Source organism: Halorubrum zhoui (assembly GCF_051194155.1).
Taxonomy (GTDB): Archaea; Halobacteriota; Halobacteria; order Halobacteriales; family Haloferacaceae; genus Halorubrum.
This window is the reverse complement of record NZ_JBLZNJ010000003.1, coordinates 288392-311235: the sequence shown is the minus strand read 5'-3', so window position 1 is coordinate 311235 and position 22844 is coordinate 288392. Positions and strand designations below refer to the sequence as shown.

Annotated in this window: 21 protein-coding genes; 8 read left to right on the top strand and 13 right to left on the bottom strand. The window is 66.8% G+C overall.

Annotated features, from left to right (window positions below; all coding sequences use genetic code 11):
- Positions 1-19: 19 nt before the first annotated feature.
- The 3 genes from ACNTAO_RS05755 (at position 20) to ACNTAO_RS05745 (ending at position 3325) form a co-directional block, all read left to right on the top strand.
- On the top strand, positions 20-1216 hold the full coding sequence (locus tag ACNTAO_RS05755; RefSeq protein ID WP_435161019.1) for a M20 family metallopeptidase: 1197 nt from the start codon (positions 20-22) through the stop codon (positions 1214-1216).
- A 559-nt stretch (positions 1217-1775) separates the two neighbouring features.
- Positions 1776-2105, top strand: a complete 330-nt coding sequence (locus ACNTAO_RS05750) for an Htur_1727 family rSAM-partnered candidate RiPP (protein ID WP_435161018.1) — start codon at positions 1776-1778, stop codon at positions 2103-2105.
- Entirely contained in the window at positions 2102-3325 is a 1224-nt protein-coding gene (locus ACNTAO_RS05745; protein WP_435161017.1) for a TIGR04347 family pseudo-SAM/SPASM protein, read from the top strand. Before ACNTAO_RS05750 ends, ACNTAO_RS05745 begins: the two co-directional genes overlap by 4 nt.
- A gap of 74 nt (positions 3326-3399) precedes the next feature.
- Here ACNTAO_RS05745 and ACNTAO_RS05740 read toward each other — a convergent pair whose 3' ends face one another.
- A complete protein-coding gene (locus ACNTAO_RS05740) occupies positions 3400-4434 on the bottom strand; it encodes a disk-shape morphogenesis protein volactin (protein ID WP_435161016.1) in 1035 nt (344 codons plus the stop codon).
- A 120-nt stretch (positions 4435-4554) separates the two neighbouring features.
- On the opposite strand from ACNTAO_RS05740, the gene ACNTAO_RS05735 reads away from it, so the two are divergent.
- The gene (locus ACNTAO_RS05735) at positions 4555-5388 is read left to right on the top strand and encodes a geranylgeranylglycerol-phosphate geranylgeranyltransferase (protein WP_435161015.1); all 834 of its coding nucleotides are present in this window, start codon (positions 4555-4557) and stop codon (positions 5386-5388) included.
- A gap of 90 nt (positions 5389-5478) precedes the next feature.
- Here the strand turns inward: ACNTAO_RS05735 and yciH are convergent, their stop codons facing one another.
- The 5 genes from yciH to ACNTAO_RS05710 all read right to left on the bottom strand — a co-directional run bounded on the left by yciH (position 5479) and on the right by ACNTAO_RS05710 (position 11812).
- Positions 5479-5772: a stress response translation initiation inhibitor YciH gene (yciH, locus tag ACNTAO_RS05730; protein WP_435161014.1), complete on the bottom strand. Its 294-nt coding sequence runs from the start codon at positions 5770-5772 to the stop codon at positions 5479-5481.
- A 142-nt stretch (positions 5773-5914) separates the two neighbouring features.
- Positions 5915-8221, bottom strand: a complete 2307-nt coding sequence (locus ACNTAO_RS05725; protein ID WP_435161013.1) for a transglutaminase TgpA family protein — start codon at positions 8219-8221, stop codon at positions 5915-5917.
- On the bottom strand, positions 8218-9333 hold the full coding sequence (locus tag ACNTAO_RS05720) for a DUF58 domain-containing protein (protein ID WP_435161012.1): 1116 nt from the start codon (positions 9331-9333) through the stop codon (positions 8218-8220). Before ACNTAO_RS05720 ends, ACNTAO_RS05725 begins: the two co-directional genes overlap by 4 nt.
- Before the next feature lie 4 nt (positions 9334-9337).
- A complete protein-coding gene (locus ACNTAO_RS05715) occupies positions 9338-10321 on the bottom strand; it encodes an AAA family ATPase (protein ID WP_435161011.1) in 984 nt (327 codons plus the stop codon).
- Positions 10322-10483: 162 nt separating this feature from the next.
- Positions 10484-11812 (bottom strand): dihydroorotase, encoded by a 1329-nt coding sequence (locus tag ACNTAO_RS05710; protein WP_435161010.1) that lies wholly within the window; start codon positions 11810-11812, stop codon positions 10484-10486.
- A gap of 99 nt (positions 11813-11911) precedes the next feature.
- Here ACNTAO_RS05710 and serS point away from each other — a divergent pair, with 99 nt between their 5' ends.
- The gene (gene serS, locus ACNTAO_RS05705; protein WP_435161009.1) at positions 11912-13282 is read left to right on the top strand and encodes a serine--tRNA ligase; all 1371 of its coding nucleotides are present in this window, start codon (positions 11912-11914) and stop codon (positions 13280-13282) included.
- A 71-nt stretch (positions 13283-13353) separates the two neighbouring features.
- Here the strand turns inward: serS and ACNTAO_RS05700 are convergent, their stop codons facing one another.
- Both ACNTAO_RS05700 and ACNTAO_RS05695 read right to left on the bottom strand, forming a co-directional pair.
- Positions 13354-13899 (bottom strand): HIT family protein, encoded by a 546-nt coding sequence (locus ACNTAO_RS05700; RefSeq protein WP_435161008.1) that lies wholly within the window; start codon positions 13897-13899, stop codon positions 13354-13356.
- A gap of 48 nt (positions 13900-13947) precedes the next feature.
- On the bottom strand, positions 13948-14817 hold the full coding sequence (locus tag ACNTAO_RS05695; protein WP_435161007.1) for a CheF family chemotaxis protein: 870 nt from the start codon (positions 14815-14817) through the stop codon (positions 13948-13950).
- Positions 14818-15003: 186 nt separating this feature from the next.
- Between ACNTAO_RS05695 and fer the strand changes: the two genes are divergently transcribed.
- Positions 15004-15393 (top strand): ferredoxin Fer, encoded by a 390-nt coding sequence (fer, locus tag ACNTAO_RS05690; protein ID WP_435161006.1) that lies wholly within the window; start codon positions 15004-15006, stop codon positions 15391-15393.
- Between the two features lie 74 nt (positions 15394-15467).
- Here fer and ACNTAO_RS05685 read toward each other — a convergent pair whose 3' ends face one another.
- The gene (locus ACNTAO_RS05685; protein WP_435161005.1) at positions 15468-16118 is read right to left on the bottom strand and encodes an HVO_0476 family zinc finger protein; all 651 of its coding nucleotides are present in this window, start codon (positions 16116-16118) and stop codon (positions 15468-15470) included.
- Positions 16119-16265: 147 nt separating this feature from the next.
- Here ACNTAO_RS05685 and prs point away from each other — a divergent pair, with 147 nt between their 5' ends.
- Together prs and ACNTAO_RS05675 are read left to right on the top strand one after the other, a co-directional pair.
- Positions 16266-17141 carry a ribose-phosphate diphosphokinase gene (prs, locus tag ACNTAO_RS05680; RefSeq protein ID WP_435161004.1) on the top strand — a complete coding sequence of 292 codons (876 nt, stop codon included), beginning with the start codon at positions 16266-16268 and terminating at the stop codon, positions 17139-17141.
- Positions 17142-17185: 44 nt separating this feature from the next.
- Positions 17186-18667, top strand: coding sequence for a replication factor C large subunit (locus tag ACNTAO_RS05675; protein WP_435161003.1), 1482 nt, complete (start codon positions 17186-17188; stop codon positions 18665-18667).
- A 64-nt stretch (positions 18668-18731) separates the two neighbouring features.
- On the opposite strand, the gene ACNTAO_RS05670 is transcribed toward ACNTAO_RS05675, so the two are convergent.
- From ACNTAO_RS05670 to ACNTAO_RS05655, 4 genes are read right to left on the bottom strand one after another with little or no spacing between them, the layout of a single operon-like run.
- Positions 18732-19850 (bottom strand): ABC transporter ATP-binding protein, encoded by a 1119-nt coding sequence (locus ACNTAO_RS05670; RefSeq protein ID WP_435161002.1) that lies wholly within the window; start codon positions 19848-19850, stop codon positions 18732-18734.
- Entirely contained in the window at positions 19847-20989 is a 1143-nt protein-coding gene (locus ACNTAO_RS05665) for an ABC transporter ATP-binding protein (RefSeq protein WP_435161001.1), read from the bottom strand. Before ACNTAO_RS05665 ends, ACNTAO_RS05670 begins: the two co-directional genes overlap by 4 nt.
- Positions 20986-21885 (bottom strand): ABC transporter permease, encoded by a 900-nt coding sequence (locus tag ACNTAO_RS05660; RefSeq protein WP_435161000.1) that lies wholly within the window; start codon positions 21883-21885, stop codon positions 20986-20988. Before ACNTAO_RS05660 ends, ACNTAO_RS05665 begins: the two co-directional genes overlap by 4 nt.
- Entirely contained in the window at positions 21885-22844 is a 960-nt protein-coding gene (locus tag ACNTAO_RS05655) for an ABC transporter permease (RefSeq protein ID WP_435160999.1), read from the bottom strand. The genes ACNTAO_RS05660 and ACNTAO_RS05655 overlap by 1 nt, the downstream gene beginning before the upstream one ends.

Sequence of the window (22844 nt, the reverse complement as noted above, 5' to 3'; positions counted from 1 at the left end):
CCGACCTCGGGGGTGTGGTGTGACCGACGCGTCGGCCGACGCGCGAGCGGCCGAACTCGAGTCGCTCGCCCGGGCGCTGGTCCAAATTCCGACGGAGAACCCCCCTGGTGCGGAGTCTGCGGCCGCGTCGTTCGTCTTCGACTGGTTCGAACGCGAGGGGATCGACGCGACTTTGATCTCCGACCCGGACCCCGACCGGCGGCAGGTCGGGGCCCGAATCGGCGAGGGCAGACCGACCGTCGTGTTGAACGGCCACCTCGACGTGGTGCCGGCCGGCGACACCGACGCCTGGTCCGTCGACCCGTACGCCGGGGTCGTCGAAGACGGTCGGCTCTACGGCCGCGGCAGCGCCGACATGAAGACCGGGGTGGCGCTCGCGATGCTCGTCGCCCGCGATCTCGCGCCCGCGATCCGCGACGGAACGTACACCGGGTCGGTGGTCGTGCACGCGGCGATGGGCGAAGAGACCGCCGACCCGGGGACGAAGCGGCTCCTCGAGCGGGGGTTCGACGGCGACTACGGGATCGTCTTAGAGCCGACCGGCCTCCGCGTCGCCACGAGCACCAAGGGGCTCGCGGTGTACCGACTCACCGTACCCGGCGTCGCGACGCACGCGAGCCAGCCCGACGCGGGCACGAATGCCATCGATGCCGCTCGCCCAGTCCTCGAGGCGATCGACGCGTACGACGCCAGCCTGCGCGAGCGCGAGGGATCGCTGTGCGGCGGAGCGTTCGCGACGGTGACCGAGATCGAAGCCGGAACCGGGTCGAATCTCGCGGTGATTCCCGACCGCGCCGAGTTGGTCCTCGACCGACGAGTGCTCCCCGGCGACAGCCTCGAATCAGTCGACGCCGAGATCGAGGCGTTGGTCGACAGAGTGCGAGCACGACGCGACGTCGACGTGCAGTGGACGCGGATCCAGACGTATACGGCCTCCTCGATACCCGTCGACCACCCGCTGGCGCAGGCGCTCCGAGAGCGCTCGGTGGCGGCGGTGGGCGACGACGACCTCGGTGCAGACGACGTGGGTGCACCGTGGGGGATCGAGGCGGCGACCGACGCCCGAAACTTCTGTGTCGACGCGGGCGTGCCCGCAGTCACCTGGGGACCCGGCGACCTCGATCAGGCACACACGGTCGACGAGTCGATCGACCTCGCGGAGGCGACGGTCGCACGCGACGTGCTCGAAGCGACCGTCCGCGAGCTCATCGCGTGACGGCGGAGTGTGGGTCGCTGTCGCGTACGCCAAGCGATCGCGGGCGAACGAGACCGTGCGCTTTGGAGTGGCCTCGGTACTCATAGAGCTCGTCGTCGCTGGTGCCGAGGCAGCTCGGAGCGGTGGATCGTCATCGGCCGACGGGTCGTACGGGGTCGAGAATAAAAGCCGTGGGGGGATGGTCGGCGGGTGGCGGTTCGGCGGTGCGTCGGATCCGGCCGTGGGTCACTCGGTGCCGTGACGTGATCCAGCGTAGGCGTTCCACCGGTCGGTGCCGTTCGGGATTCGCCGGGTGTCGGTCGAATCGAACGTCGCGGGCGCGTGTGCGACCGCCTCGGCCGCCGTCGGCAGGTCGTCGTCCGTGCGATTCGTCTCTGGCAGATCGTCGACGGCGGTCGCGCCCGTCGTCTCGAGCGTCGGCCGCGGGTCAGTCGTGTACTACGGATGCCACGACTATGTATTCGCCCCTATTCATAATAATCTTTCGTAATAGTACGCCGCGTTTCGACATTCTGAGAACGCGCGAAACGCGGTTGCGATACCCTGTGTAGAACGGTACATGGTCGAGACGAGAGCGTCCACCGGGTCGCGGTCGGCAGACGGCCGGCGGTTCGAGGTGTTCGTCCGGGAGACCGCTGCGGAGTCGCTCCGGCACGTAGGTACCGTCGCGGCACCGACACCGGAGACGGCACACGAGGAGGCGGCCGCGCTCTTCGGGTGGACCGCCCGGGACATCTGGGTGTGCCCGACGGAGTCGACACATCGGTACACGACCGAGCCACTCGCTGCCGACGATACGAAGGGCTCCGCCGCGGGCGACGCCAGGGAGTCGCACGCGGAGTCGACCCGAGCAGCGCCGGCGACGGAGTCGAGTGAGGAACGCCGATGATCTCCGTGAGCAAGCTGCTGTGCGGGCTCGACGCCGAGGGCGACGGGCTCCGGTACGACGCGGCCGACGAGTCCTCGAAGCCACAGATCACCGAGGACCGACAGCGCCGACCGGTCGTGGTGTGGAACGCGACCAAGCAGTGTAACCTCGCCTGCGAGCACTGTTACGCCGGGGCCGACTGCGAACGCGCCCCTGGTGAGCTCTCGACGGCCGAGGGACGAGCGCTGATCGACGACCTCGCCGACTACGGCGTGCCGGTGCTGTTGTTCTCCGGCGGAGAGCCGTTGGTCCGTGAGGACCTCTCGACGCTCGTCGCGTACGCCGCAGACCGCGGCATTCGCCCCGTCCTCTCGACGAACGGGACGCTACTCACCCGCGAACGGGCCCGTGCGTTGCGCGACGCCGGACTCAAGTACGCCGGCGTCTCCGTCGACGGGCTCCGCGACCGAAACGACCGGATCCGCGGACAGACCGGGGCGTTCGACGCCGCGGTCCGTGGGATCGAGGCGTGTCTCGACGTCGGACTCAAGACCGGACTCCGGTACACCATCACCGAGCACAACGTCGAGGACCTCCAGGGGGTCGTCGACCTCCTCGTCGACGTCGGCGTCGACCGCTTCTGTTTTTATCACCTCGACTACGGCGGCCGCGGCGCAGACATCGCCGACGCCGACCTCTCGCCCGAGGCGACCCGCGAAGCGGTCACGCAGCTGTGTGACCTCACCCGGGCGTATCACGACCGAGGCGAGGCCATCGAGACGCTGCTCGTCGGGAACTACGCCGACGCGGGCTACCTCGTCGAGTACGCCGCTCGAGAGATCGGCACCGATCAGGCGGCCGCAGTCCGACAGTACCTCGAACGCAACGGCGGCGACCCGACCGGCGAGCGCGTCGCCGACGTCGACCCCGTCGGAAACGTCCACCTCACGCAGTTCTGGCAGGGGTACGCCCTCGGCAACGTCCGTGATCGTCCGTTCGGGGCGATCTGGGAAGACGAGTCGAACCCGTTGCTGTCCGCACTCAGGGCGCGTGAGCGTCACCTCCAAGGACGGTGTCGTGAGTGTGCGTATCAGGACATCTGCCGGGGGGGCTCACGACTCCGGGCGCTCGCCGAACACGACGACCCGTTCGCTCCCGATCCGAAGTGTTACCTTCGCGAGCGAGAACGCGAGGCGGGACTCACGACGGAGCGCTCGACCGGCGAGTCGGCGGCAGACTGATCGGCGGGCCGCTGGCGTCTCGGAGACCGTGATGGGTCAGGACGGTGCGTGCAGCGTCGGCAGCGGTCCGCGGTTCAGTCCTCGGATTCGGGCGCGGGCTCCGGCTCGGCTGCGCCCGTGTCGTTCTCCATGCCCTCTTCGGAGCGAGCGGCGACCAGCGCGCCACTGGCGACACTGTACAGCGGCTCCTCCGGCGAGCGAACCCCGCTAATCGAGAACGGGATGTTCGCGTCCGCGAGGTGGTCTGCAAAGAGGTCTTCGAACCCGTTCGGGCTTGAGGTGCCGCCCGTGACGACGACGGGGACGTCGAGGCCCTCTTCGATGTCCTCTTCGTCGACCTCGCGGGTGAGGTTCTCGATCACGTAATCGAGCATGTTCTCGTAGTAGATCGCGAGCGCGCCTTCGACGCCGCCGACGTCGGTACGGAAGTCAAGCTCGAAGTCGTCCTCTTTGATGCTCGTCACCTTGTCGACCGGCGTTCCCGTCGCCTGAGCGGTCTGCTCGTCGATCCAGTCGCCACCGCGGGCGATCGAGAACTTCATCACGGGCACGGCGTAGTACGCGAGACAGACGTTCGTCATCCCGGCACCGAAGCTGACTCCAAGGCCGGTGAAGTTGTTGTCGGCGAGTTCGGAGTAGATGACTGCCATCCCCTCGTTGATCGGCTCGGGGTCGTAGCCGATGTCGCCGAGCATCGACTCCAGCGTCTTTTCGTGATACAGCGTCGTGAGCGGCGAGTCGATCGGGTCTGCCGGACTCGAGTAGAACAGCCGCTCGTTCGGCCGGTTCGGCTGACCGACGACCTGCTCCGTGATGAGTTTGATCATGGGGATCGCCGAAGACTCGTCACTCGAGAGGATCCCGCGCTGCATCGGCCGTCGCGTCTCCTTGTTGAAGATGTTCGCGAAGTTGAGCGCGTCGTCGCCGACGACGTACACCTTGTCGTCTTTCCGAATGTGGAGCACGTCGCTCCGCGCGAGCATCTGTTCTGCCATGTCGCTGTACTCGATCTCGACGAACGAGTTGCGTTGCTGTACGAACACGGTCTCGGACCCCTCTTGTCGCCCCGAGATGATGTTCATCGTCCCGACGTCCAGGCCTTTGGCCATGGCGGGCCGTACCGCGGCTCACGGCATAAACGTTCGTACGACGAACCGCCGTCAGGCGTGCGACGGAGACGCCGCGATCCCGCGCAGTTTATGCCGCGCCCGTTAGTTGACCGGACCAGCGTGGGTGACACACTCCGCGGGGTACTCGAACTCACCCGTCCGGCGAACTGCGTCGCCGCCGGCGTGTTGACCGCGACCGGCGCGTTCGTCGCCGGCGTGGGAGGTGCACTCGTGGCCGCCGGACTCGCGGTCGCGACGACCGCCGTCGCCGTCGCCGCCGGCAACGCAGTGAACGACTACTTCGACCGCGAGATCGACGCGATCAATCGCCCGGACCGACCGATCCCGCGCGGAGCGGTCTCACCCCGTGGTGCCCTCGCGTTCTCTGTGGCCCTCTTCGTGAGCGCGGTCGGACTCGCGGCGTCGCTGCCGCCGGCTGCGCTCGGACTGGCCGCGGTCAACCTCGTCGCCCTGCTCACGTACACGACGGTGTTCAAGGGAACGCCGGGGCTCGGTAACGTGCTCGTCTCGGCGCTCGTCGGATCGACGTTCCTCTTCGGTGGGGCCGCCGTCGGCCGTCTCGACGCCCCACTCGTCCTCGCCGTGCTCGCAACACTCTCGACGCTCACCCGCGAGATAATCAAAGACGTCGAAGACGTCGCCGGGGACCGCGAGGAGGGGCTCACCACGCTCCCGATCGCGATCGGTTCGCGTCGAGCGTTGTGGATGGGCGCCGCGTCGCTTGGCGCGGCCGTCGTCGTCAGCCCGCTGCCGTACCTCCTCGGCACCTTCGGCGCCGCCTACCTCGTCGTAGTCGCGATCGCCGACGCGACGATGCTCTACGCGTGGTACGAGAGCTTCGGCGACCCCGCGGCCGGCCGCGCCCACTTCAAGTACGGGACGTTCCTCGCGACGATCGCCTTCGTCGTCGGACGGGCGGCGCTGCTGGTGTGAACACGACGGCGGCGACTCGCCGACGACGTGGTGCGGCCGCTCGCGGTACGAGACTGCAGAAGATCGCTCGACGGCGGGCTCAGGTGACGGTCACGCGACGTTGAATCCCTTCTCGCGGAGGAACTCCTCCACACGACCCGAGTGGTTCCCCTGGAGTTCTATCGAGCCGTCCTCGACGGTGCCACCACAGGCGAACTTCGACTTCAGGTCCGACGAGAGTGAACTCATGTCCACGTCCTTCGGATCGAACCCTTCGATTATCGTTACCTCCTTTCCGTACCTGCGCTCGTCGATGCGGATGCTGATCTGCTGGGACTCTTTCGCGACGTCTTCACAGACGCAGAGTTCCTCGGGCAGCCCGCACGTCGAGCAGACTTCCGACATTACAGTCCGAGAGTACAGGGTGACCGTATTAAATAGTGTCGGGACCCCGCGAGACGCCCGATTTCGACGGTCTGATCCGGGCTCGTCTGTGTGAGCTTCCAGACGACGCCGGCTCTGACCGACTCGTGACCCCGTCACCGGCTCACGAGCGTGCGAGGAGCCGACCGAGGACCGGCGTCGACTCGAGTGCGAGCCGTCGGACGGTTCGCCTGGCGTCGGCCGCCTCTCGACGGCTCACCGTCCCCGCGTACGCGGCGCGCTCGTACGCCTCACCCACCGCGTGTACCCGCTCGTCGACGCCGACGGACCGAAGCGCGTCGAGGTAGTCGCGCGGCGTTTCACCCGGACGTCGTGCCCGATACCGGCGAGCGAGGAGCCGTTCGAGGTCGTCGAACGCCCGGACTGCGTCGGCGTGTGGCGTCCCCGACCGCCCCAGCGTCCGAAGCCGGATCGCGTGGTACGCCCGGCCGGTAACTCCGAAGCGACGTGCGCTCGCCCCGACCACGACGACGACCACGAGCCAGTAGCCGACCGTCTCGGGGGCAGGAAGCGACGGTCCCCCCGCCGACCCGGTCGACCCGTCGGTCGGCGTCGCGCTCGACCCGAACGCCGACGGGAAGGGATTCTGTTCGCCGGGTGCCGGCCCACTCGTCCCACTCGACTCGGCCGTCGAGCCGGTCGAGGCGTTCGGTGTGGCCCCGTCGGTCTCGTTCGGCGCGGTCGCGTCCGCCGTTGGACGATCGGCCGGCTCCTCCTCACGGGTCGTGACGATGCCGCCTTCGGTGCGAGCGGTGTCGACGTCGTCGACGCCGTCTGCCCGAGCCTCGGCGAGACGCACGCGCTCGGCCCGGTCGCGCCCGGCCGCCGGCGTCGGGTCGAACTCGACCCAGCCGTGCTCGGGAACGTACACCATCACCCACGCGTGGGCGTCCTGTCCGCGCACGACGTACTCGGTGTCGCTCACCGCCTGGCCGCTGTCATACCCCGTCGCGAGCCGCGCTGGCACGCCCTGTGAGCGCAACATCACGGCCATCGTCGTCGCGAAATACGTACAGTACCCCGCGTCCATCTCGAAGAGGAACGCGTCGGCGACGTCCCCGGTCGGCTGGTCCACCGACAACGAGTAGGCGTACTCCGTGGCGAAGTACTCCTCTAGTGCGACCGCCTGGTCGTACGGGGTCTCTGCGCCCGCCTCCTCGAGGATCGCGGCCGTACGCGTCCCGACCCGGTCGGGCGTGCTCTCGGGAAGCTGGGTGTACCGCTCCTCGATGGCCGCCGGGTAGTCGGTACCGGCTTCGCGGAGGGATGCGGGCGACGGGTCGATCACCGCACTCTGGACCGTCACCGTCTCACCGGGACGCAGCGAGACCCCGGGACGGATCGTCCCCCGCCCGTCGACCTGGGCGGTCTGCGTGAGCGCCCCCTCGACCGACACCGCCTGCCACGGAGCAGGGACCGTCTCCCGCTCGGTCTCTATCGTGACCGACGACTCGACGCGCGTCGACGCTCCCGGCGGGCCGGCCAGCGAGCCGTTCAGCGGGACCGTCTCTCCAGACCGCACCCAGCCGTCGCCGGTGTAGGTGTCGTACGACCCGGTGTGCCAGTTCCGCTCTACGGGACTCGATATCGTGAATCGAACCGCCGGTGAGAGTCGGGTCGTGCCGACGACGGTGAGTTCGTCGCCTTCGACCAGCGTCGACTCTATCGCTGGCGTCCCCCGCTCGACCGCCCACGGCTGGGCCGTGCCGGCAGGGACGAGCGTGACGGTGGCGCTCGCGAGCACCATGACCGCGAGCACCGTCGCGAGCGTCCGCCCGTGGCTCCGGAGGCCGCCGGCCGTCGTCAGCGTCGACGTCCCCGCGGCGACCGCCACGCCGACGACCCCGGCGAGCGTCACGGCGACGCCGGCGTCGCCGGTGAGCACGAAGAAGCCGAGCGTCCCCCCGGCGACGGCGGCCCCCGAGACGTGGCGGCCGCGCCCGGCGAGGTACGCCGTGAGAAACGCCGGCGCCGGCGCGAACACGAGGACCCACACGTCGACGAGTACGAGCCGCAGCACCGAGAGGCCGGTCAGGAGCGAGACGACGTCGAACGCGATCGCCGGGACCGACTCGAGCGCCACCTGACTGCCGGGGATCGCCGCGTAGTAGCCCAGGAGGCCAGCACCCGCGAGAGCCGCCGTCAAGCGGACGGCGGTCCGTGGCGCGACGAGTCGCGCGAGACCGACTCCCACCCCGACGGCGACCGCGACGACCGCGAGGAGCCGACCGGTCCCACCGACGACGTCGGTGATCGAGGCGAACACCCGGACCACCGCGAGGAGGACGACGGCGACCCCGACCGACGCGGGCGACGCGAGGCCCGCCGGGACGACGCCTTCGACCTCGTCCGGACCGGCTCCGCTCGTCGGGGCGGGCACCGTGCCCGATGCGGCCGACCGATCGTTCATTGTGTGGCCCTCCGGCCGTCGTTCGAACGCACTGCCGTCTCGGGGTCGAGCGTCGCGTCAGCGAGTTCGGAGAACGAGAGCGCGTGCTCGGGGGTCTGGACCTGCACGTCCTCGCCAGTGGCGACGAGGCGGACGGCTGCCGCGTCCGTGTCCTCGACGGCACCCGGACCGGCCCGCGCCGCCGCCTCGAGCAGCGCCCGTCTCCCCCGTGGTCCGGGGTCTGCGGCGACGTCGTCGCCCGGTAGCGTGACGTCGACGCCGACGCCGTCGCGGAGGAGCGCGAGCCCGAGACTGGCGACCGCACTCGCGAGCGCGTCGGCCGCGTCGTCGTCGGCCGCGAGTCGCGTCTCGCCGGCGATCGACACACGTCGCCGGTCGGTCTCGGCGGCGAACGACTTCACGACGAGCTCGCTCCGCTTCGCCGTGGTCGGCCAGTGGACGTCGCGCAGGGCGTCTCCACGGGCGTACTCGCGAAGCCGGTCGAACGCCTCTCGCTGTCGACTCGCGTCGAGTCCCTCGCCGCCGGACAGCCGTCGACGAAACCACACCGGAACCGAGTGAACCGGCGGGTACACCGTGACGGTGTCGCGACGAGTGAGGTGGAACTGCCGGGAGTAGAGCCCGAACACGTCGGTCGCCTCGAGTCGGGTCGGACCGACTCGGTGGATCCCCCGCTCGTCGTAGCGGACGTGGTAGCTGGCGGGAGACTCGCCGACGGTCGTCCGTGTCCTCGCGTCGAGAGTCGCCTCCTGGCTGCCGCCCTCGCGGCCGACACGGGGCTCGCCGTCACCGCCGAGCGCGACGAGTCCCTCCGTGAGTCGGTCACGCACGGACGCGAGGTACGGGCGGCCGACGTCGGTGCCGGGGGGATCACCCGTGAACTCGACCATGACCGTCCGCGCTTCGCCAACGAAGCCGTCGGTGAGTCCGGTTCGACGCACGCCCGGCGGGTCGATCCCGCGGAGCTGGACGAACCCGGCCGCCAGTGCGACGAGCCCCGGAACCACGACGGCGTTGAGCGACCGACCGCCGGCGGTGACCGCTGCGACCGAGGCGACGACGCAGACCCCGGCGACGAGCCGTCCCCGCCGCGTGAGCGAGACGCCGAACACGGGTTCACTCCACCGGGACGCGGTCGAGCGCGTCCTCGACGACGTCTCGTCCGTCCGCTGCGCCGCGTTCCGTCCGAATCCGATGGGCGAGCACGGTCGGCGCCTCGGTCTGGACGTCGTCGGGGATCACGTACTCGCGACCGTCGAGGACGGCGCGCACCTGTGCGGTCCGGACGAGCGCCAGACTGCCGCGCGGGCTCACCCCGAGCGCCGCGTTGGCCCGGGTGTGCTCTGCGAGTCTGGCCACGTACCGCCGGACCGGCTCTCGGACCGTGACGGCGGCGGCGGTCGCCGTGAGTCGCCGTACGTCCTCGAGCGACGCCACCGGCTCGACCGCGTCGACCGGGTGGTCGCCGACGGTCCGTTCGAGGATCGTCGCCTCCGCGTCAACGTCGGGGTACCCGAGTCGGATCTTCTTCGTGAACCGGTCGACCTCCGCCACCGGGAGCTCGTAGGTTTGCCCCGGCTCGACGTCGTTCTGGGTCGCGATTACACAGAAGGGGTCGGGCAGTCGCCGCGTGTCGCCGTCGGTCGTCACCTGCCGTTCTTCCATCGCCTCGAGCAGCGCCGACTGCGTCTTCGGCGGCGCACGATTGATCTCGTCGCCCAACACGACGTTCGCGAACACTGGCCCGGGTCGGAAGTCGAACTCGTCAGTTTGCTGGTCGAACACGTTGACCCCGGTGACGTCTGCGGGCAGCAAGTCCGGGGTGAACTGGACCCGCTTGAACGAGGCGTCCACAGAGCGTGCGACCGTCTTCGCGAGCGTCGTCTTTCCGACACCAGGGACGTCTTCGACGAGCAGGTGTCCACGGGCGAACAGCGTAACGAGGACGTGCTCGACCGCACGCGACTTGCCGACGATCACCGACTCGACGCTCTCGACGAGCCGATCGACGAGCGTCGTCGCCTCGCCGATCGGGAGGGCGTCACGCTCGTCGAGTGCCACGGGCGGGGACGGTGGGTCGACCGACGTCGGGTCGCTCATCGGCTGCGTGTCACCCGTCCGCGCCAGGCACCGGTCGCTCGCCGTTCGTCTCGGTCCACGTGAACACGACGCATAAGTGTATGACCTCCGTACGACGAGGAGCGTCATAGGCGTTCCGCCGGTGGAGACGGTCGGGGCGCGAGGAGCGGTCGGACGACCGGCTCAGCGACCGCAAACGTTCTGGCCGATGGGCTCGCCGAACGACTCCGCGCCGGTGACGGGATCGCGCTCGTAGGCAACGGAGCCGCGAACGAGCGTCAGCTCGGGGAAGACGCCCGCACGCCCCTCGAACGGGGTCCAGCCGCACTTCGCGTGTAGTGCCCCGGCTTCGATCTCGCGCGACGTCGAGAGGTCGACGAGCACGAGGTCCGCGTCGGCCCCCTCGACGATGCGACCCTTCTGTTCGAGTCCGAAGATCGACGCCGGATTACTCGCGGTCACGTCACGGACCCGCTCGAGCGAGAGCGTCTCGTCGCGGACCGCCGCCAACAACAACGGGAGCATCGTCTCGACGCCGGGCACGCCGCTCGGCGCGTCGGCGAGCGCGGCCGTCTTCTCGGCGACCGTGTGTGGCGCGTGGTCGGTCGCGACGACCGCCACGTCACCCCCACGGAGTCGGTCGAAGAGCGCAGCGCGCCGTGACTCGGTCCGAAGTGGTGGGTTCATTCGTCCGAACGTGCCGAGGCGGTCAGCGTCCGCTCGGGACAAAAAGAGGTGGTGAGGCGTCACCTCGCAGGTCGCCGCGACCCCTCTTTCGACCGCCTCGGCGACCGCGTCGACGCCGGCCGGCGTCGAGGTGTGTGCGACGTGCAGCCGCGATCCGGTAGTTTCGGCGACCGAGAGCGCGTGTTCGACGGCCGTCGCCTCCGCCTCGGCCGTCCGGTACGCAGACCACGCGTCCGCGCGCGCCGCCGTGCCGACGCCGCCGAGGTCGCCGTCGAGTGCCGACGCGTCGAACCGCGTCGCGTCCTCGGCGTGGACCGTCACGGGCACGTCGCGCTCGGCGGCGGCCGCCGTCGCGGCCGCGAACCGGTCGGCGTCGATTCCCATCTCGCCAGTGGAGTCGGCGAGGAAGACCTCTCCAAGCGCGAGAATCGGGGCGTTGAGCAGTCCGTCAGGATCCCACTCTGGGGTGACGCCGCCATTGATTCCGTAGTCGACGAGTGAGTCAGCTGCGAGCTGTTCTTTGGCGGTGACCGCCTCTGCGTCGATGGTGGGGGGGTCGGTGTTCGGCTGGTCGACCACGGTCGTCACTCCGCCGGCAGCCGCGCTCTTCGACCCGGTCGCCCACGTCTCCTTGTGTGCGCCGCCGGGCTGACGGAAGTGGACGTGGACGTCTATCGCGCCCGGTAGGAGGTGGGCCCCCTCGGCGTCGACGACCCGGTCGGCTCCGGCCGGGTCGAGGTCCGTCTCGACGGCGGCGATTCGTCCGTCCTTGATGCGGACGTCACGGACCCGCCCGTCGGCCAACGTCGCGCCAGTGATGAGCATCGGCGGGAGGTCGCGGCGCGTCGCGTATAAACCGTGCCGATCCCGGCGTGCCGCGTCGCTCCGATACGGTTTTGACCCGGCCGCCGGAACGGCCGATAGATGCTGTCCCGACAGTTCGTCCGGGAGAATCCCGAGACCGTCCGTGAGGCGCTCGCGAACAAGGGCGTCGACGTGGACCTCGAGCAAATTCTCGACGTCGACGCGGAGTGGCGCGAGCTCAAACAACGGGGCGACGACCTCCGTCACGAGCGCAACGAGGTCTCTTCGACGATCGGCGAGCTCAAACAGGCCGGCGAGGAGGCGGCCGCACAGGAGGCGATCGAGCGCTCGAGCGAGCTCAAATCCGAGCTACAGGCGATAGAGGCGCGCGCCGAGGAGCTCGAGTCGACGCTCGAGTCGGCCCTCCTGCGGCTCCCGCAGATCCCAGACGACTCGGTCCCGGTCGGCGCCGACGAGTCGGAGAACCGGGAGGTACGCCGCGAGGGGTTCGCGGACCGTCGTGAGCTGCCGGCGTCTGTCGTCCCGCACTACGACCTCGGCGAGGCGCTCGAGATACTCGACTTCGACCGCGGGGCGAAAGTCGCCGGCGGCGGCTTCTACGTCGCGAAAGGCGACGGCGCCCGGCTCGAACACGCGCTGATCCAGTTCATGCTCGACGTCCACCGTGAGCAGGGATACGAGGACGTATTCCCGCCGATCCCGGTCAACTCCGCGTCGATGCGTGGCACCGGCCAGTTCCCCAAGTTCACCGAGGACGCCTACCGCATCGGCGGCGACAACGCGGCGTCGTACGACGACGACGACCTCTGGCTGCTGCCGACCGCCGAGGTTCCCGTCACGAACCTCCACCGCGACGAGATCCTCCTCGGCGAGGACCTCCCGCTGAAGTACCAGGCGTACACCCCGAACTTCAGACAGGAGGCGGGAGAACACGGCACGGAGACGCGTGGGATCGTGCGCGTCCACCAGTTCAACAAGGTGGAGATGGTGAACTTCGTGCGTCCCGACGCGAGCGAGGAGCGCTTCGAGGGGCTCGTTTCGGAAGCCGAGGCGGTGCTTCAACGGCTCGGTCTTCCCTACCGCGTCCTCGAGATGTGTACGGGCGACCTCGGGTTCACCCAGGCGAAAAAGTACGACCTCGAGGTGTGGGCGCCCGCCGACGACATGGCCGACGGCCCAGACGTCGGCGGCCGGTGGCTGGAGGTGTCCTCGGTGTCGAACTTCGGAGCCTTTCAGGCACGGCGCGCCGGGATCCGGTACCGTGAGGAACACCACGAGTCGGCCGAGTACCTCCACACGCTGAACGGGTCGGGGCTCGCGGTGCCGCGGGTCGTCGTCGCGATCCTCGAGTACTACCAGAACCCCGACGGAACCGTCACCGTCCCCGAGCCGCTTCGGCCGTACATGGGTGACACGGCGGTCATCGAAGGACACGACTCCGTCGGCGAGGAGAAGCTCGGCGACCAGTAACCCTGCGCTCGGCTCCGGGACGACCGACGTCGGAACCGACCGACGTGGATGCCGCCGTGGGCGTCCGCCGGCTACTCGAACGCGAGACGAACTGGCTCTCCGGCGTCGACGTCGCCCGCGTCGACGACGTGCTCGCCGGCGGCGAACCCCGCGTGGAGGTGCGCGTACGTGCGGTCGACGGCCTCGACGATCACGGCCGTGTCACCGACCACCGGCATGAAGTTCGTGTCACCGCGCCACCGCGGGACGACGTGGGTGTGGAGGTGGTCGATCGAGCCGCCGGCGCCCTCGCCCAGGTTGAGCCCGGTGTTGAACCCCTCCGGTTCGATCTCGCGTCGCGTCGCCGTGATCGTCGCCGCCTTCAGCCGCGCGTGGTCCCGCATCGTCGCGTCGTCGAGTGCGGGCCAGTCGTCGACGTGCGCGTCGGGGATCACCATCGCGTGTCCGGGGTTGTACGGCGCGTTGTTCAACAGGACGTAGTTGTGCTCGCTGCGGGCGACGACGCGAGCCTTGCGGGCGTCCGCGCGCTCGGGAAGCACACAGAACGGGCAGCCGTCGATCGGGTCTGCGTCGCGTTCGACCCACTCGATGCGCCAGGGTGCGTAGATCTGGTCCATGACTCTCCGACGCCCTGGGGGCGTTTCAATGTCTGGCGTCGCCGTCTGCTACGTGTTGACCCGTTCAAGCCGGCTGGTGACGGCCATCGTGCCCAACCTGGTGAGCGTCGGCCCGGCCTCACCGTCGACGACGAGGCCGTCCTCGCGGAGCTCGTCGAGGAGCATCGTCGTCCGGCTCGCGTCGCCGGTGACGATGGCAGACAGCGGTGCCGATCCACCGGCCGCGTGGATCGAAACGAGGATCTCGAGCGCCTCCGGCGGGAGACGAACGTCGTCGAGGTCCTCGAGGACGGCCGTGTACTCGCGTCTGAGGTACCGACCGAGGATCGTCATCGGCCGAGGCTCCGGAACGGTGACCACCGAGGTGACGGTTCGGCGTTCGGGCACGTGCCGGAACACGATCGCTGGGCGGCGCACGCCGTCGACGGTCCGCGTCGTCCGGTCGTAGTCGACGACCGCAGAGAGGTCCACCGTCGTCGATCGGTCGCGACCGTCGAACGTGATCGAGCCGGTCGCGACCGAGACCGTCGCCGGGCGGTCCGTGCCGTCGACGACGCGGCCGCCGATCGCGGCGGGGTGTCTGACCGTGACCGTTACCTCGGCGAGGAGCGTCGCGAAGAGGAGCGTGACGAAGCGGTCGAGGTCCTCGGGGTCGCCCTCGATCAGGGCGGTCGCGCGAGCGTCGCCACGTTCGTACGCGACGGTCACGCTGTCGCTGAAGAACGCTCGGAGGTCACCGGGGACGGTGCCGATCGCGACGTCGAACACCGAGCCGAGCGGGATCGTCGTCCTGGCCGCACCGGTGGCGATAACGAGTCGCCGGCGGCTCAACAAGACGCGCCCCGACACCGGCTCTTCGCCGTCGGTCTCTGGCGTCACCGCTCTGGCGACGAAGTCGGCCACGACCGCCTCGCTCATCGACCGCCGATGTGGGACGCCGGTGCTTGAGTGTTCGCCACGAAGTATCAGGGCTGATAACGCGCGGGCACGTCGACCGGATTCGCCAGATTTTCCCCTCCTCACACCCCCGTACGAAGGAAAATTCGTTTCGACTGACGGGGCGAACAGCAAAGCCTAATGACGTGGGGGACGAACGATCCAGTGATGCCCACGGTAGAATACCTCAACTACGAAGTGCTCGACGACCACGACTGGTCGATGGACGACGACGACCTCTTCGAGGAGGCAGCCGCAGCCGACCTCAGCGCAGAGGACTACGGGACCCTCGAGGTCAACCAGGGCGAGTACATCCTTGAAGCCGCAGAGGCACAGGGCTACGACTGGCCGTTCTCGTGCCGCGCCGGCGCGTGTGCGAACTGTGCGTCCATCGTCAAGGAGGGCGAGATCGAAATGGACATGCAGCAGATCCTCTCGGACGAGGAGGTCGACGACAAGAACGTTCGACTCACCTGCATCGGGAGCCCGGCCGCAGACGAGGTCAAGATCGTCTACAACGCGAAACACCTCGACTACCTCCAGAACCGCGTTATCTGAGCGCGGTCGCCCCGACCGATCCGATTTTTCGACGGCGGTGACGAGACGCCACAGCGACGCGTCTCACCTCTCCGTCACCACGCCGACCAGGCGGTCAGCGTCTCGTCGCGCGCGTACAGCCGTTTGAGGTCTTTCGCGTACGCGAGGTCGCCCGGATGGTCCAGCTTCTCGTGTCGGTACGCCGGGGCGTCGTCACGGATCTGTAACCCTTCGACCGAGAACTCCTCGTCGCCGAACTCGACGGTCTCACCCACCTCGAACTCGGTGTCGCCGGGAACCGTCAGCCGGAGCGATCGGGTTTGGTCGGCGTCGCCGTCCTTCGGGTGGAGGGTGACGTCGACGGAGACGTTGTCGACCGCGCGGGTCCAGAGCGTCTCGACGTCGTCGATCGGTGCCTCCTCGACCCGTCGTTCGGGCCCGAGTTCGATCCCGGTTATTCGCACCTCCATGAGCGCCTCGGCCGTGTCGACGACGAACTCCTCGCCCGTCGCGACGACGCCCGCCGTCGGGACGTCCATCTCCGTGGTGAACGACTCGCCGTCCTGTGAGACGACGATCGTGAGGGCCGTCGTCTCCGGCTCGACGACCTCGGCTTTGTGCGTGTGATCACACGCGGTACACCGGACGGTCGCGTGGCCACCGGGGCGTATCACCTCGTGGACGGTCTCTGCCTCCGGCGAGCACGACGGACAGGCGAGCCCGATCCGGTCTCCAGCGTCAGTCATAGCGGGGCGTACCCGCCGCGCGCGTAAATATCCGCTCACCCACAGCGGGCGTGTGTGGCGGTGTCGAGGGTCACGACTGTCCGCGTGCCGGCTCGCGAACGGCCGAGTACAGAAACTGGTTTATTCTCGTCACCGGAACCACCGCCCATGATCGTACCCGGGTCGAGCTCCCAACAGCTCGCGGCTGCCCTCGCCGACGAGACGAGCCGACCGCTCGCGACGGCGACGTACGACCGATTCCCCGACGGTGAGCGGCTCGCCGCGGTCCCGTCGTTCGAGGGACCGCGGGCGACCGTCGTCGCGACGACCGACTCAGATGCGGCGTGGGTCGAACTCCTCCAGCTCCAGGACGCGGTCCGTGAGGCGGGTGCCGAGCACGTGACCACGGTCGTTCCGTACATGGGGTACGCCAGACAGGACGCGTCGTTCCGGGAGGGACAGCCGATCTCCGCGCGGGCGATGGCGCGAGCTATCTCCACCGGGTGTGACCGCGTGGTCCTCGTCACGCCCCACGAGCCGGCGGTCGCCGACTTCTACACGGTTCCGGTCGAAACCGTCGACGCCGCGTCCGTCCTCGCGTCGCCACTCGGCTCGCTCACCGACCCGCTCTTTCTCGCACCGGACGCGGGAGCGGTCGACATCGCCGTGCAGGTGCGCGACGCCTACGGCGACGGCGAGACCGACCACTTCGAGAAGCACCGCGACCGGGAGACCGGGGCAGTCGAAGTGTCCCCGTCAGATGCCGCCGTCGACGGCCGAGACGTCGTCGTCGTCGACGACATCGTCGCCACCGGGTCGACGATGGGCGAGGCCGTCGAGGTGTTGCGACGACGCGGTGCGGCTCGGGTCGTCGCCGCGTGCGTCCACCCCGTCCTCGTCGGGAACGCGACGACGCGGCTTCGGGCTGCTGGCGTCGACCGGATCGTCGGTACCGACACCGTCGAGCGGGGGTGTAGTGTCGTCACCGCCGCGCCGGCCGTCGCAGACGCGCTGCAGGCCGAGCCGATCGCCGGGGACGGGTGAGCCGCTCCGCAATTCATAAACGACACTCACTCGTTACCCAGACAATGGCTGACTGGACCGAGCGGTACCGACCGAGCACGCTCTCGGAGGTCCGCGGCAACGACAAGGCCCGCGACGCGTTCGCCGAGTGGGCCCACACGTGGGACGACCACCGCGAGGCCGCTATCGTTCACGGCAGCCCGGGAGTCGGCAAGACGAGCTCGGCGCACGCGCTCGCAGCAGACATGGGGTGGGAGACGGTCGAGTTGAACGCCTCCGATCAGCGCACCGCGGACGTCATCGAGCGCTTCGCCGGGCGCGCGGCCCGCAACGCGACGCTCGCCGGCAGCGCGGGTGGGGCCGGCGCCGACGGGACCGACGCCGACGCCAGACAGCTCGTGATCGTCGACGAGGCCGACAACATCCACGGGACACACGACCGCGGCGGCGCCTCGGCGATCACGCGGCTCGTCGAGTCCGCCGGACAACCGATCGTCCTCATCGCCAACGAGTTCTACGAGATGTCGCGTGGGCTCAGAAACGCGTGTCGGGAGATCGAGTTCCGCGACGTCTCGGCCCGCTCTATCGTTCCCGTCCTCCGCGATATTTGTCGCAAGGAGGAAATCGAGTTCGAGTCGGACGCGCTCCAGCACATCGCCGAGCAGAACCGCGGCGACCTCCGTGGCGCGGTGAACGACCTCCAGGCCGCGTGTGAGGGCCGGTCGTCGGTCGCCGTCGAGCACGTCGTGACTGCCGACCGCGACAAGTCGATGGGGATCTTCCCGTTTCTCGACGCCGCGCTGAAGGAGTCGTCGGCCGAAGAGACGCTGCGGTCCGCGTACGCGGTCGACGAGACGCCTGACGACCTCACGAAGTGGATCGAAGACAACCTCCTCGACGTGTACGACCCCGAAGAGGCGACGCGGGCGTACGACTTCCTCGCGAACGCCGACGGCTGGCTCGGGCGGGTTCGCGCGACGCAGAACTACAGCTACTGGCGATACGCCACCGACAACGCGGCCGCCGGCGTGGCCGCCGCCCGCGACGGACAAAAGGGTGGCTGGACCCGCTATGGACGACCACAGTTCTGGCCGTCGAGCGACGCGACCGCCGACGCGGTCGTCGAACAGATAGCCGAGACGAGCGGCTGTGACACGGCGACCGCCCGTCGTGAAGTGTTACCCTTCCTCCAGACGGTGACACACCACTGTAAGCCACGGGAGCTGACGGTCGCGATGGCGGCCGCGTACGACCTCGACGCGGCTGGCGTGGCGTTCGTCACCGGCTCGGGTGAGTCGACGAACAAGGTCGAATCTATCGTCGAGGACGCACGGGAACGTCGCGAAGAGCAGCTGGAAGCCAACACAGGGAACGCGTTCGCGGGTCGTGTGGATAGTGAGCCAGTTCCTCTACAGGATACTGACGATGAAAGTGACAATGGATCTGGCGCTGATCGCAAGGACAGTGCAGTACCAGAGAACACGTCCGAAGATCCCGAGTCGACGGGTGAGAACGACGACCAAGCTGGACTTGAGGACTTCATCTAGTTTCTTGACGTTTGACCAGCATTACGTCGATATCCTCTCCACGCATAGGCGCAGTTAAGTTATCTCAGGTATCCAACTCGTGTTTGATGACCGCTCGCTCTGACTCACTCGGCGGCGTATGACTCTTTCGTCTCTCTTGAGAGCGTTCTCGCCAGTGACACGCGACCATCCGATCGTTATCGTCTTGGGTAGTCTTCAGAGACGGCTTCGAGTTGATACAGTTTCCATCGATAAACTCGGGGCAACGAGGGTGAAATCTACATCCCGACGGCGGATCGATGGCACTTGGCGTCTCCTCGGAGAGCGGCTCGTAGTCCCGAGCCGAATCTTCCTCGATACTAGGAATCGCGTGAACGAGCGCGCGGGTGTATGGGTGACGTGGGTCGGCAAATAGGTCTCGTGTGGGTCCTTTCTCTACGATCTCGCCGGCATACATGACGACGAGTCTGTCACACACGTGTCGAACGACGTCGAGATCGTGTGAAATTATCAGACACGTCAACTCGAGCTCTCGTTGGAATCGATTTATCAGGTTTAGGATCTGTGCTTGGAGCGTGACGTCAAGCGCAGATACCGGCTCGTCGAAGATCACCAGCTCTGGCTCGATAATAAGTGCCCGGCAGATGCCAACTCGTTGTTGTTGTCCGCCGGAAAGTTCGTGCGGATACGAGTCGAGATCGCTGCTCGATAATCCAACTTCTTCGAATAAAGAAACGACCCGGTCCCACCGTTCACCCGGATCACCGATATCGTGTACATCCAGTGGTTTCCGAACGCTTTCTCCAACCGTTTTTCGTGGATTTAACGCCGACAGTGGGTCCTGAAAGACGTATTGTATCCGACGTCGAAGGGGTTTTAGCGCCGACTCTGATCGCGTCTCGATATGCTCTCCGTCGAACCGGATGCTCCCATCCGTTGGTTCCTGTAGTCGAGCGATTGTTCGTGCGAGCGTGCTCTTTCCTGAGCCAGACTCGCCGATTATCCCGACAGTTTCACCACGTCGGATGGTCAAGTCGACTCCGTCGACGGCTTTCACGCGCTCTTGTGATCCAAGCGCACGAGAAAGCAGGCCGGAGTCGACAGAGAAGTACTTCGTGAGGTTGGCGACTGACACGAATTCAGCTGGCGTGGGTTCACTAGCCGGTCGGGCATCTGTCGACTGTGAATTATCGGGTCGGCTCATTGTTGCTCTAGATTTGCCTCTGTGTCTGTGTGTTCAGCGGCCGGGGTGGCGGCCGGAGACGGTGCGTGCTCGTTCGGTCGCGACTGATCCGCCGATGCGGTTGTGCCGGGAGTTTCAGTGTTGTGGAGATGACAGTGGCTCACGTGATCCTCCCCAACGTGGTGTGTGGGGAGTGGATCGGTACACGCGTCGAAGGCGTCCTCACAACGGTCGCGAAACGGGCAGCCCGTCGGCCGCCGTGTTGGGTCGGGTGCAGATCCTGGGATCGTCGATAGGTCCTCACCAGGCGACGAGTCGTACTTCGGAATACTCCGGATGAGCCCCCTCGTGTACGGGTGTTCGGGCGTATCGAACAGCGCAGTCGTCGGTGCCCGCTCCATCACCGATCCGGAGTACATCACTGTCACCGAGTCACACGTCTCTGCGACCACACCGAGGTCGTGAGTAATCAACAGCACTGCGATGTCGAACTCGGTTGCAAGCCGCTTCAGCTCCTGGAGAATGTTCGACTCGACGGTCACATCGAGCGCTGTCGTCGGCTCGTCGGCGATGATGAGCGACGGATCACCGGCGAGCGCCTGTGCGATCATCACCCGCTGTCTCTGCCCCCCACTCAGCTGATGCGGATAATTATGTGCACACTGTGCAGCATCAGGTATCCCGACCATCTCGAGTAATTCGACGGCTCGACGCCACGATGTGGATTCGGTATCGGTTCCGGTGAGGTACTTTCTGCGAAGTTCACTGACGAGGCTCGTCGACTCGGCTGCATCGCCGTGGTACCGCACTACCTCCGCGATCTGCTCGCCGACTGAGATCACCGGGTTCAGTGCCGATAGTGCGTCCTGAAAGACGATTCCAACCTCGTCGCCACGGATCGATCGCATCGCTGCTTCGGACTGGGCGAGCAGGTCGCGGCCGTCGTATTCGAACCGGTCGGCCGTGGTGTGTGCGTCATCGGTTAATCGCATGATTGATTTCGCTGTGACGCTCTTTCCTGAGCCGGACTCGCCGACGAGGCCATGTATCTCTCCAGGATACACCCGTAGATCGACACCATCGACCGCTCGAACGTCCTCGCCGCTGGCACTCGGAAACGTCACTTGGAGGTTTTGGATGTCGAGTAATGGTGTGCTCATACTGACTCACCCTGTTGGACGTCGAACGCGTCACGGAGTGAATCGCCGAACAAGTTAATCCCGAGTACGGTGATCACGATCAAGATTCCCGGAATTATCGAGATCCACCACGCCTGTTCGATGAGACCCCGGCCTTGACCCAAAAGCGCCCCCCAAGTCGGTGTCGTTGGCTTGACACCAACTCCCAGGAACGAAAGCGTGCTCTCTGCGAGCATCGCGCGGGCTACGAGGACGGTGAACTGAACGATGAGTGGCGCGACGGCATTCGGCAGCACCTCGTTCAGCATGATATCTCGATCACTGACACCGATATTTTTCGCCGCAGCGATGTACTCCTCTTCTCGAATCGACAGTACCTCGCTGCGGGTGATCCGTGCGAAGTCGTCGATATACGCGAATGCGATCGCGAAGACGACGTTCCACACGCTCTGGCCGAAGATTGCAACGAGCATTATCGCAACCAACAGCCACGGAAACGCCCACGTCACGTCGACGAATCGCATTAGCAGGTCGTCTATCCAACCGCCGGAGTATCCGGCGAGAAGCCCCAGTGAAACCCCGACGAGTGCACCCAGCGAGACGGCTCCAAGGCTCACTCCCAGACTTATGCGTGCACCAAACATGATCCGCGAGAGCAGGTCACGACCGTACGAATCTGTGCCAAGTGGGTGGGCGTCGATGCCCACAATACGAGGCGGGTCCATGATCCCGAATTCCTGCGCCATTGGGTCGTGTGGAGCGAGTTCTGGCGCAAGGATTGCTGCGAGGAGGAAGACGGTCACGACACCGAGTCCGAAGATGGCCTTCGGATCGCCACTCACCGCCTGTTTCAACTGTGCTAGCCGGCTGATGCTGGTGTGTAACCATCCGTCCCGTGGTCGGTGGTCGGTCGCCATCAGCTCTCTCCTCCGTATCGTACTTTAGGGTTAATTGACATGTATAGAAGGTCCACTACTAAATTCATGAATACGAATATAATAGAGACGATGATAACCGATCCTTGAACGATAGGAAAGTCTTGGCGCTCTATCGATCGAATAAGCAGCCGACCGAATCCCTGAATGCCAAAGACGATCTCGACGGCGACGATGCCGCCCAGCAACAACGCAAAGAGGATCCCAGCAACCGTGACGACGGGCATCAGTGCGTTCTGTAGCCCGTGTTTTAATAACGCAGCTCGTGGGGGGATGCCTTTCGCTCGGGCAGTTTGCATGTAGTCCTGGCTGAGAACGTCGAGCATCGACGAGCGAGTCATTCGCGAGATGATGCCAGCGTACGGAAGGCCGACGGCGAGCGATGGTAGCAAAATATTGAGCAACCACGGCCTGATTCCCTCACTGATCGGCGTGTAGCCGTACGACGGAATGGCATCGACCCGTGTCGCGACGACGAGTATCAACACGATGCCGATCCAGAACGCCGGCATACTGATGCTGAGGAATGACACGAGCGTCGCCACGTAATCCTCCCATCCGTTCTGTCGAGTCGCGCTTAAAATCCCAGCTGGGATGGCAACAGCCATGGCAATGCAGATGCCGACAACGGCGATGCTCACGCTTGGCTCGGCTGCACCGACGATTCGCCCAATCACCGGTTCTCCCGTGTAGATGGACTCACCAAGGTCCCCACGAAGTAGGTCACTCATCCATCTAAAGTATTGGACGTACATCGGCTGATCGAGGCCGAGTTCTCGTCGCATCGCTGCGATTGCGTCTGCGTCCGCATCACCGCCGAGAATCAATCGTGCTGGGTCGCCTGGAACCGACCGAATGGCTATAAATACGACCGTCGCGACGACGTACACAACAGCTACCGCTTGGATCGTCCGCTTAATAGTATACTCTGCGACACCCAT